This window comes from Paenibacillus sp. J53TS2, assembly GCF_018403305.1.
Lineage (GTDB): Bacteria > Bacillota > Bacilli > Paenibacillales > Paenibacillaceae > Fontibacillus > Fontibacillus rhizolycopersici.
On sequence record NZ_BOSK01000005.1, the window covers coordinates 255,378 to 266,262 of the forward strand.

Annotated in this window: 8 protein-coding genes; 5 read left to right on the forward strand and 3 right to left on the reverse strand. The window is 53.7% G+C overall.

All coding sequences use genetic code 11. From position 1 onward, the window contains the following. Positions 1 to 93: 93 nt before the first annotated feature. Positions 94 to 1,911 carry an APC family permease gene (locus KJS42_RS13525; RefSeq protein ID WP_155606832.1) on the forward strand — a complete coding sequence of 606 codons (1,818 nt, stop codon included), beginning with the start codon at positions 94 to 96 and terminating at the stop codon, positions 1,909 to 1,911. 56 nt (positions 1,912 to 1,967) lie between these two features. After that, positions 1,968 to 3,383, forward strand: a complete 1,416-nt coding sequence (gene pyk, locus KJS42_RS13530; protein ID WP_213623152.1) for a pyruvate kinase — start codon at positions 1,968 to 1,970, stop codon at positions 3,381 to 3,383. Positions 3,384 to 3,428: 45 nt separating this feature from the next. Here pyk and KJS42_RS13535 read toward each other — a convergent pair whose 3' ends face one another. Together KJS42_RS13535 and KJS42_RS13540 are read right to left on the reverse strand one after the other, a co-directional pair. Then, positions 3,429 to 5,396, reverse strand: coding sequence for a PTS fructose transporter subunit IIABC (locus KJS42_RS13535; RefSeq protein WP_213623153.1), 1,968 nt, complete (start codon positions 5,394 to 5,396; stop codon positions 3,429 to 3,431). 141 nt (positions 5,397 to 5,537) lie between these two features. Further along, positions 5,538 to 7,484: a BglG family transcription antiterminator gene (locus KJS42_RS13540; protein ID WP_155606830.1), complete on the reverse strand. Its 1,947-nt coding sequence runs from the start codon at positions 7,482 to 7,484 to the stop codon at positions 5,538 to 5,540. Positions 7,485 to 7,652: 168 nt separating this feature from the next. Between KJS42_RS13540 and KJS42_RS13545 the strand changes: the two genes are divergently transcribed. Then, positions 7,653 to 8,447 (forward strand): protein-glutamine gamma-glutamyltransferase, encoded by a 795-nt coding sequence (locus tag KJS42_RS13545; RefSeq protein WP_155606829.1) that lies wholly within the window; start codon positions 7,653 to 7,655, stop codon positions 8,445 to 8,447. A 56-nt stretch (positions 8,448 to 8,503) separates the two neighbouring features. Here the strand turns inward: KJS42_RS13545 and KJS42_RS13550 are convergent, their stop codons facing one another. Further along, on the reverse strand, positions 8,504 to 8,881 hold the full coding sequence (locus KJS42_RS13550; RefSeq protein ID WP_239483561.1) for a hypothetical protein: 378 nt from the start codon (positions 8,879 to 8,881) through the stop codon (positions 8,504 to 8,506). Between the two features lie 187 nt (positions 8,882 to 9,068). On the opposite strand from KJS42_RS13550, the gene KJS42_RS13555 reads away from it, so the two are divergent. Next, positions 9,069 to 9,524 (forward strand): VOC family protein, encoded by a 456-nt coding sequence (locus tag KJS42_RS13555; protein WP_213623154.1) that lies wholly within the window; start codon positions 9,069 to 9,071, stop codon positions 9,522 to 9,524. Between the two features lie 62 nt (positions 9,525 to 9,586). Further along, complete coding sequence (locus tag KJS42_RS13560; protein ID WP_155606827.1) at positions 9,587 to 10,288, forward strand: SDR family NAD(P)-dependent oxidoreductase; 702 nt, start codon at positions 9,587 to 9,589, stop codon at positions 10,286 to 10,288. Positions 10,289 to 10,885 lie beyond the last annotated feature (597 nt).

Consider the following 10,885-nt stretch of genomic DNA (forward strand, 5'->3'; position numbering starts at 1 on the left):
TTTTGTGTTGTTCTCTGCGGGAATGGGGAGCCTATAGAACCACGAATGGATAGAGACATAGGGCTATTTAGGGGAAGAAGAGAGGAAATCACCATGGTGAACAAAATTAAGCGAGTACTGATCGGCAGACCGATGAAAAGTGCAGAAATTGAAGGGGAGAAACTGAGCAAGCTCAAGGCGTTGGCGGTACTGTCCTCGGACGCGTTATCGTCTGTGGCTTACGGGACGGAACAGATTCTGATCGTCTTGATGGCGGCGGGATTTTCGGCCGTTTGGTATTCCATCCCGATCTCGTTTGCGGTTCTTGGGCTTTTACTTATTCTGATTTTGTCGTATCGGCAAACGATTTTTTCATACCCCGCCGGGGGCGGGGCTTATATCGTGGCGATGGATAACCTTGGGCGATCGACAGGTTTGCTGGCCGGCGGCTCGCTCCTGGTCGATTATGTTCTGACGGTGGCGGTCAGCTCGTCGGCGGGAACGGATGCCATTACATCCGCCTTCCCGGCGCTGCATGATCAACGGGTGTTGATTGCGCTGCTAATGATCACCTTATTAACGCTAATGAATCTTCGAGGGGTAACGGAGTCGGCATCCGTATTGGCTGTTCCGGTATATCTGTTTGTCGCGTCCATCTTTGTTCTGATCCTGTCGGGGTTGTTTAAATATTTGACTGGTGGAATTCACGCGAGCGTGCCCGAGATGGGGACGGCGGTTTCCGATATTAGTCTGTTCCTGCTGCTCAAGGCGTTCAGTTCCGGCTGTTCGGCCTTAACCGGGGTTGAGGCGGTTTCCAACGCCATCCCGAACTTCAAGCAGCCGGCCGAACGTAATGCTGCAGCTACGCTGGTGATGATGGGTGTCATTCTCTGCACCATGTTTATCGGAATCAGTGCGCTGGCCTATTGGTACGGTATCGCTCCTGATCCGAAAGCAACCGTTGTCTCGCAGATAGCCGAGTCGACCTTCGGCCGGGGCGCTTTATACTACGTCATCCAGGCGATTACGGCGCTGATCCTGTTCCTGGCCGCCAATACGGCCTACTCAGCCTTTCCATTGCTGGCGTTTATGCTGGCCAAAGACAAGTACATGCCGCATGCGTTTATGGTGCGCGGGGACCGGCTCGGTTTTTCGAACGGGATTATTTTCCTTGGCGTGGCTTCGGCGTTGCTGGTTCTCGGGTTCCATGGCAACACGGAGAGCTTGATTCCGTTATACGCGGTTGGCGTATTTATTCCGTTCACCTTGTCACAGCTCGGGATGATGATTCGATGGCTGAAGCTGAAGCCGCAAGGATGGGTGTTCCGGTTTGTCATCAACACGATTGGGATGCTGACAACACTGGGGATTACGCTGATCTTCATCATCACTAAATTTTCGCATATATGGGTCGTATTTATCTTCTTACCGCTGGTGATGTTTATCTTTTACCAAATTCATCGTCATTATTTAAATATTGCCGACCAGCTTCGAATCCAGATGGATACGGAAAAACCCTGCATCAAAGGCAGCACCATCGTCGTGCCGGTTGCGGGCGTCACTCGCGTCGTGATGAACTCGTTGAGCTACGCCAAATCGCTGACAAACAACGTTGTTGCCGTGTATGTCGGGTTTGATGACGAAGAAATAGACCGCATGGAGAAGAAGTGGGAGGAATGGAACCCCGGGGTTCGGTTAATCACGCTCCGTTCCAGCTTCCGCAGCATCATCCGGCCCATCATGAAGTTCATCGATACGGTGGAATGGAAAACTGCAGAAACCGACCATATTACCGTCCTGATTCCGCAGTTTATTACCCGGCACTGGTGGCAGAATATTTTGCATAACCAATCGAGCCTTTTGCTTCGGGCCTATTTATTCAATAAAAAGGACATTGTCATTGCAACCGTTCCTTACCATCTGCAAAAATAATTCGTTTCGGCGGCTTGACGCATACTAACCTAAACGTTACCTAAGGAGGTTTCAAGGTGCTGCGGACAAAAATCATTTGCACGTTAGGCCCCGCCTGCGACTCAGTTTCCGTGCTGAAGGAAATGATTCAGGGCGGGATGACGGTCGGCCGACTGAATATGGCCCACGGGGAGCTGGAGGAGCATGTGGCCCGCATTCAACGGGTGCGGCAAGCCGCGCAAGAACTGCATAACTTTGTACCGATTATGATGGATATCAAGGGACCAGAGGTGCGCATCGGGAAATTGCGGGAACCATTCTGCGAGCTGATTGCCGGAGAAGAGATGGTGCTTACAACAGAGCCGCTAGCCGGAGACGCCGCGAAAATCTCGGTCAACTATCCCGAATTGCCCCAGGTTGTGCAAGCAAATGATCGGATCCTGATCGATGACGGGTTGATCGAGCTGCGCGTCATATCGGCCGAGGGGGCGGAAGTCCGTTGTCGCATCGTCAGCGGCGGGAAGCTCAAGCCGAACAAGGGCGTCAATCTGCCTGGGATCAAAACTACGCTGCCTGGCGTGACGGAGCGGGACATTCGGCATATTCATTTTGGCCTGGAGAACGGGGTCGAGATGATCGCCGTATCGTTTGTTCGCAAAGGCGACGATATCCGTGAGATTCGTCGGATTTTGCAGGAGAACAATGGAGGACATGTCCAAATCATCTCCAAAATCGAAAATGAGGAAGGCGTGCAAGATCTGGAGGATATCATCGAGGCTTCGGATGGAATCATGGTGGCGCGCGGCGATCTTGGGGTAGAAATTCCGGTTGAGGAAGTGCCGATGCTGCAGAAAGAAATGATCGATAAGTGTAATCTGGCAGGCAAACCGGTTATCGTCGCCACCCATATGCTGGAGTCGATGCAGGTGAATCCAAGGCCGACGCGCGCGGAAGTCAGTGATGTTTACAACGCCGTGATGCAGGGAGCCGACGTCGTCATGTTGTCTGGCGAGTCTGCCGCAGGGAAATATCCGGTAGAAGCGGTGCGAACCATGGCTGCCGTCGCGCGCAAGGCCGAATCGATGATCGACTATCGGGAAGCATTCAATCGGAGAAGAAAGCTGCACAGCACCAATATCGCGGAGGTGATCAGCCAAGGCGCGGTTAGCGCCTCGCTGGAGCTGAGCGCTAAAGTGATCATCACGTCCACCGAAAGCGGCTTTACTGCCAGGATGGTCTCGAAATATCGACCCGAGGCGCCGATTCTGGCGATTGCCCATCACCCGCATGTCTTGACCAAGTTGATTCTGTTGTCCGGGGTGTACCCTTATTTAGGGGGGCCGGTAACGACAACGGATGAGATGTTAACCTCAGCGATCGACAGCGCCCGCCGAGCGGGTTATGTCCAGGACGGCGACACCGTGGTCTTCTCGGCAGGATTACCGTTAGGCCAGGCGGGAACAACGAATCTGATCCAAATTCAACAGGTATAACAAAAATCCCCCGGACCGCCTTGGCGGCTCGGGGGACTTTCTTTGTTAGTGGACTTGATCCAGGAGCTCATAGGCTTCCTGTTTGGATTTTACTTGCAGCAATTGCTCGCGGAACCCGTCGTCCATTAGCTTGCGGGACAGCATTTGCAGAATCTTTAGGTGCTCATTGCCTTTGTTCTCGGCGGGGACGGCGATCATGAAAATCAGCTTCGCGGGCGAACCGTCCGCGCTGCTCCAATCAACGCCTTCCGGCTTTATCCCGAATACGACCCGGGGTTTTCGCACCGCTGCCGATTTCCCGTGCGGCACCGCGACGTTCATTCCGATTCCGGTGGAACTCTCCTCCTCGCGCTTCAGGATGGCCTGTTTAAACTCAGCCGGGGAGGTCAGTACGCCTTCAACGTTCAGCATGGCGATCATCTCGTCGATGACCCCGTCCCGCGTTGAAGCCGACAGGGAAGGCTCAATTAAATCCAAGCTGATGATATCGGTTAGTTTACTCACCGGGCGATGGACTTCGGAAACCGGCGTGCTCACCGGGCGGACGGCTTCCGGACGCGGTGTTTCTATAGCCGGAGCAGCCTCCTCCACAGCGCTTGCTCCAACCAATTGAGGTTCAACCTGGTCTTTCTTCAGCAGCTTGATCATCAAGGCGGTGACAATGGAGCCAACGATGACGGCTACGAAGAACATGAGGATATTATCGACAGCCCCAAGCACGGCAACGATCGGTCCGCCATGGGCGACACGGTCGCCGACGCCGCCCAGCATGGCGATCACGGAACCGGCCATCGAGCCGACCATGATGCTGGGAATGACGCGCAGCGGATCTTGCGAAGCGAACGGAATCGCCCCTTCGGTAATCCCAAACAGGCCCATCGTAAAGGCGGCCTTCCCCGATTCCCGTTCTGCATCATGGAACTTGCGCTTGAATAAGAACGTGGCCAGACCCAGTCCGATCGGCGGAATACAGATCGCGACGGCGATCGGACCCATGATTTGATAATTGCCCTCCGCGATCATCGCGGAGCCGAACATGAACGCAACCTTGTTGACCGGGCCACCCATGTCGAAGGAGATCATAGCGCCGAGGATCAATGCCAGCAGAATCGAGCTGGCTCCTTGCATGCTGGCAAGCCAGCTCGTCAGCGATTCGAATACCTGAGCGATCGGACCACCGAGCAAGTAAATGAAAGCCAAACCGACGATTAACGAAGAGAGGACCGGGATGATGATAATCGGCATGATCGGATTGATGGCCTTCGGCACCTTCCACTTCTTGATCCATAGCGCGACGTAACCGGCCAGGAAACCGGCGATGATCCCGCCGATGAACCCGGCTCCGGCTTCACTGCCGTAGAAACTGCCGTTTGCGGCGATATAACCGCCAATGATCCCGGGAGCTAAGCCGGGCCGGTCGGCGATACTAAAGGCGATGAACCCGGCTAATACCGGAACCATGAACGTAAAAGAGGCGGCTCCGAGCTTCTCAATCGTCTTCCAGAACGAGTCCTCAGGAATTTGCAGGCCGCCTGGTGTGGGCACGCCACCGATTGAAAGAGCGATGGCGATCAAGAGACCGCCTACGACGATAAACGGAATCATGTACGAAACGCCGCTCATCAAGTGGCGATAGAAGGCATTTTGCTGCTTAGCGCCGGTCTGCTTCGCCGGTGTGCCTTCGCTGCCGCCTTGGCCTTGGTATACCGGTGCTTCGCCGCGAACCATCTGCTTGATCAGCGTTTCCGGATTGCGGATGCCTTCCTGCACGCCAACGGCAATCAGCTTTTTGCCGACGAATCGGCTTTTGTCTACCGATTTGTCGGCGGCGATGATAATGCCGTCCGCTTGGCGGATATCTTCATCGGTGAACTGGTTCTCCACCCCGATCGAGCCCTGAGTCTCGACCTTCATCTCGATGCCTAGCTTGTCGGCGGCTTTTTGTAGATTTTCCGCCGCCATGTACGTATGGGCAATCCCGTTGGGACATGAGGTAATCGCCAATAATTTCATGGATGTTTCCTCCTGTATTCAAAGATCGAAATCGTTTACATCACCCATCTTATCGTAAAAAGAACGGCGGAAAAGAACTTTAGATTACCGCAAGTTCCGGAAAAACCGGATTATATCCTGCATGAGTTGTTTGAAGATGCACTACAAGCTGCCAAGGAGTTCCTCGGGCGTTTCCGCACGCACCATTCGCTCGATCGTCGAGGGTTGTTCGCTAAGGAGGGACAAGCGTTGAAACAGCTTCTTCATCATCTCTTGCTCCTGCGGGGCAAGCGCCAGCATGAACACAATAGACACCTTCTCCTCCTGCCAATCCAGCGGCTCTTCCAGGGTAGCAACGGCAATCCGTGATGTCCGAATCAACTTAGGATCGCCATGCGGGATTGCGATCCCGCCGCCGATGGTCGTGGACGAGAGCCGCTCCCGCAGTAACGCCTGATGTGCATAATCCTGTTCGACGAACCCCTGCTCTGCCAGCCGATTGGCCAACAGCTCGATCAATTCAAATCGATGGTTGATCGCAAGTCGCGGAAAGACGAGCGAGGGCTGAGTATACGAACTTATAATCGAACCGGCGTGATCGGTATGACCGGATTCATGATCGAGCTTGCCGATGAAGTCGGTAATCTTCTGCACTTCGCCGGCCTCCAGCAACGGGGACACCGTGATGGAGGGGGTGTTCACATGTTCCAGCGGAATCGTGGAGATGATAAAGTCGACCGTATGGTTCGCCAAATACCCAACAAGGTCCGCCTTCCGAACGGAATCCAGTACTTGCAGCTCGGGAAATTTTCGCTCCAACTTGGAGCGAAGAATTTGTGACATGCCTACCCCCATGTGACAGACGGTCACGACCGTTTTCATTTCTTCGGCGGGTTGGCTGAGTCGCTCCACCGCGGCTTGGAAATGCAGTGTCAGATAAGCCGCTTCCTCTTCGGGAATGGCAAAGGGATACCCTACGCTTAACTCCTTTGTTGCAGAAATGACCATGTCGAACATGTATGGATACATTTTCTTAATGTCCTGCAGCATCGGGTTCGAGACGGTGAGTCCATAGCTTAACCGATTCAACGTGGAATATAAATGAATACGCAGCCCTTCCATCAAGACTTCATCCTTGCCAAAATCCACCCAGGTTAAGGCGGACATTTTCCGGATTAACGTTTCCGCCAAACCGCGGGCTTCGGCCGTTTCCGCCGCCGGGTCCGTTCCGGGCTCCGCCGTTTCGATCCGCGCCCGGGAGCGGATTTTCCCTCCGAGAATATGGGCGGTCAAATAAGCCGCCTCGTCCTCCGGAAACCGTACGGCAAAGAGGCGCTCCAGTTTTCGGATAAAAACTCCGATCCTGCGGAATTCCGGTTTCTCACGGACAATGATCTTCTCCTGTTCAGAGAACTTAATCGGCTGCTTCAGCTTCGTCCGTCGAATCATTAGCAGCGTATGGATCAGCAAATTGTCCAACGCCTCGTCCGTAAACGCAAGCTGCGCATCAAGCTCAAGCTGCTTCAGCTCCCGGGTGACGATATCGAGCTCGTGGGCGGCAAATCGATCCTTGATGAAGGCCTGGCCGGCTTCTCCGGTCAGTTGGGATAACTTGGACAATGCCGAGCGCTTGTCGCGCTCTTTCCCCTCGATCAGTACACCAACCTTCTGTTTGGAAACGACGGACAAGTCTCGTTTATCCAACCATTCACGTAAGGAGTCCAAATCCTTTTTGATGACCGATTTACTCGTATAGTGCTTGTCGGCCAGCTCCTGAATCGTTATCGGTTTCGTCTCCATAAGCAGTTGATACGCTACAGCGATCAGCCGTTCCTCGCCCGTTTCCTGTTCCTTGCTCTTGGTGGACTGAAGAAGCCAGGCGGCGATTTCGGACTTGTCTTGCTCGGTCATATCCAGCGTAACCCCGAATCCGGGTTTGCGGACTAGCCGGGCGTTGGATACCTGGGCCAAATCTCGGTTGATTTCATCTAAATCGTTGCGAATGGTTTTCTCGGAGCAATTGAAATGCAGGGCGATATCCCGGACCACCAAGTGAGGCCGAGTATCGTTGAGCAGCATATGTATAATCTCTTTCTGACGGTTGTTCATCGTTTGCGTCACCCCTTGGATATGGGAGTTAAGTGCCTTTTTAGGCTATAACGCGCTTCGTCTAGCTTTTCTGGAAAAGGCAGATTCGATACGGGTGGGCACCAAACCGGGCATCTCCACGTACACTAACCTAGATTCACCCGAAAATTGACAAGGAGGGGAATAGGTTTGATCCTTCTGCCGCCAAAAGATAAAAGGCAACTATCCGAAATGATGTTGCCTGCGTTTCAACGGGAAATTGTGCAGGCCCAAGAAAGAAGCCCGGTACCCTATCGTTACGGTTCTTTGGACGAACTGCTGTTTGAACTGAATCTGCGGAACTCGATCGTCGATTCGGCCCTTGCGCTGAATGAGAGCGGTGCCCAATTTGCCGTATACCGTAAGTCCCGATGCAATGAAATGTATTGGAACCGTACGGAGGAAGGGGGGTTCCGGTTAAGAAACGGAGCGGCGCCTGCCGATGCGATTTACGATATTTACCGGAACGGACCGCTATATGGCTTCGAATGCTCGATGGCGATGATGATTGTGATGTATAAAGCCGTATTGGATCAAATCGGCAGCCGGGCGTTTAATACGTATTTTACCAATCTGCTCCTTTACGATTGGCAGTATGACAGCGATCTGGGTTTTCGTCAAGGAAGTCTAAGGCTTGGCCCGTATCCGGGGGATATCCTCTATTTCAAAAACCCGGACCATCATCCCGAGACCCCGGAATGGCAAGGGGAGAACGTGATTATGCTGGGGGAAGATCGCTTCTATGGTCATGGGATCGGCATCCGCTCATCTTCCGGGATCATCGAGGCGCTGAACCGGCGAAGAAAACCCGGCAGCCGGAAATCGGCCTACCTGCTCGATACGATTATTTATCCCAATTACGAGCATATCCGAAGTCTGCGGGGCGTTTATGCCCGGATCGGTCAGACCGTGTACCGACGCCGCAACTCTCAAAGCCAGGCTTAAACAATAACAAGGCCTCCTGTTTCGGCAGGAGGCCTTGTTATTGGCAAACCTTTCTCTTAGAAGAAAAACGGGAAGAACAATCTTCTGAAGAAGAAGAACGGGTAAGGCCGGCGAATAAAGCGGCGGAAGCGACGCGGATAACCGAAGCCGCCGTAACCAAAGCCTCCACCATAAGGGAAGCCGCCGTATGGATAACCAAACCCCCGGTCCTCCATTTCCCCGACGGGAACGAGCAGGTAGACATGTTCGTCGTCCATGCCGTCGATAATCCCTTCGTACATTTGGCCGTCGCTGCCTTCCATTTGCATTAAATGGTGATGATATTTTTTACACATTTCCATCATCTGTTTTTTGTGGTCGTACCCCATCGGTTCTTGGCTCATCGGGCTAACTTGGCTTGGAGCACCGCCATAAGGCGTATACATATTAGGCATTCGAATCCATTCCTCCTTTTTTCTTGGTGCAGTATATTCGCGGTTATGGGCATTTGTGCAGTAGGTTCTTGTACCTGTTTTGCCACGATCGGTTTGTACCAGAAGATGCTCGAATATGCTAAGATGGGGATGCATTGGGCCATGGCCTCATCAAATCACATATTTGGGAAAAGAGGAGCGACCACACATGGACAAACAACCATTGGGCACCAAGATCATTACGCAAATTGGAGTCATCGTTAGGGATATCGAAGCCGTTTCGCAGGCCTACGCGGATTTTCTAGGCGTGGAGAAGCCGGCTTGGTTTTGGACAGACGCCGTGGACGTGGCAAAGACGGAATATCTGGGAGCCCCCTCTCCGGCTCGTGCCAAACTGGCGTTTTTTGATTGCGGTCAGCTGCAGTTGGAACTCATCGAACCGGACGAACATCCGAGCACTTGGCGGGATTTCTTGGAGGAGAAGGGGGAAGGCATGCACCATATTGCCTTCGTAATCGAAGGGATGAAGGAGAAGATTCAACTGCTTGAAGGACGCGGCATGCCGTTGGCACAAAAGGGAGAGTATACCGGCGGACGATACGCCTATATGGATGCAACGCGCTATCTGAAGCTGTGGATCGAGCTGCTGGAGAACGATAAATAGAAATTGCATCTTCATAAATGTAAACGGATTCATATCAACCGAAGAAAGCAGGGTTGGATTGTATGAGACTGATCGTAACGGGAGCAGGCAAGGGACTCGGTTTTGAAATCGTGGGGGAAGCGCTGCGCCGCGGCCATGAAGTGGCCGCCGGCATTCGTTCGTTGGAAACGAACGTGGAGGCATTGGAAGATCTACAGGAAGGAGCGCCAGGCAAACTGACGTTGCTTGAGCTTGATGTGGACGAAGAGGAGTCGGTCGCCAAGGCGAAGGAGGCCATGGCCGCCAGATGGGGCGCCGTTGATGCGTTGGTCAACAATGCGGGGGTTTTGCTGGCGCGGGAGCAGCCGATTGAGCGATTGGAATTCGCTGCGGTAGAGAATACGTTTCGCACGAATCTGTACGGCCCGATGAAAATGGTGAAGCATTTCCTGCCCTTGCTAAAGGCCGGGAACCGGCCGCTCATCCTGAACGTGTCCTCGGAGGCAGGCTGTCTGGCCGGGGCTTACGGCGGTGACTATCCGTACGCGTTGTCCAAGGCGGCGCTCAACCATTTTACCGCCCAGCTGCGCAAGGAGCTGGTGCCGCTGGGGTTCGGGGTGTTCGCCATGCATCCGGGGTGGATGCGCACTCCGATGGGGGGCAACCAGGCGCCGGGCGACCCCTTGGACACCGCGCGGGCGATCCTCGACTTGGCCGAGGGCAAGCTGGAGGCGGATACCGGCGCGGTCATGATCGGCATCGACGGGATGGCGATGCCGCTGTAGGCTCCGGCGGATGGTGGGATACGGGTTACGGTGGCGCCTATACCGTAGGGATTTGGCGCCACGGTCCGGCACCGTCGCGGCAGGTAGCTATTGTCCCGGCGCGGTACCCTCGTTGAAAGAGGCACATCGTCCCGGCGAGGAAGGCCAGCGACCTCCTGCGATAACGGTATTTTAGGGCCGTATTTCGGTTGCGATAGCTATTTTCGGTCAAATAGGGGAACTTTTTTCCGTTATCGACGCGCAGGAGCCCCATTTTAGCTTGTTTTGCCTAGATTTCCTATAAATAAGGCCCTTTTTGGGCCTTATTTGTGTTGAATCCGTCTTATGGGGAGAAATAAGGCCATTTTTTACCGATAGGCTCTCCGCACGCTTGTACGTCGTACTCTCAACACCGCATTCGTAACTTTGAACAGTTTCTTCCCCTCGCCGAACGATTCTGCAAACCCGCGCCACTGCGCGGTTTCACCGCGGACAAGCCGGGAAAAATGTACGCCTTCCTACCCAGGAGTACCTATCCAAGCGGGGCAAACCTCGATATGCTTTGACTAATGGGGCGCCTATTTCTCGCTAGACAGAATAAAACGGAACTAGATATAA

Coding starts and splice junctions, on each gene's coding strand:
- KJS42_RS13560 (WP_155606827.1), top strand. CDS start 9,587: ATGAGACTGATCGTAACGGGAGCAGGCAAGGGACTCGGTTTTGAAATC.
- KJS42_RS13550 (WP_239483561.1), bottom strand. CDS start 8,881: ATGCCTAATATGTATACGCCTTATGGCGGTGCTCCAAGCCAAGTTAGC.
- KJS42_RS13525 (WP_155606832.1), top strand. CDS start 94: ATGGTGAACAAAATTAAGCGAGTACTGATCGGCAGACCGATGAAAAGT.
- KJS42_RS13540 (WP_155606830.1), bottom strand. CDS start 7,484: ATGAACAACCGTCAGAAAGAGATTATACATATGCTGCTCAACGATACT.
- KJS42_RS13535 (WP_213623153.1), bottom strand. CDS start 5,396: ATGAAATTATTGGCGATTACCTCATGTCCCAACGGGATTGCCCATACG.
- KJS42_RS13555 (WP_213623154.1), top strand. CDS start 9,069: ATGGACAAACAACCATTGGGCACCAAGATCATTACGCAAATTGGAGTC.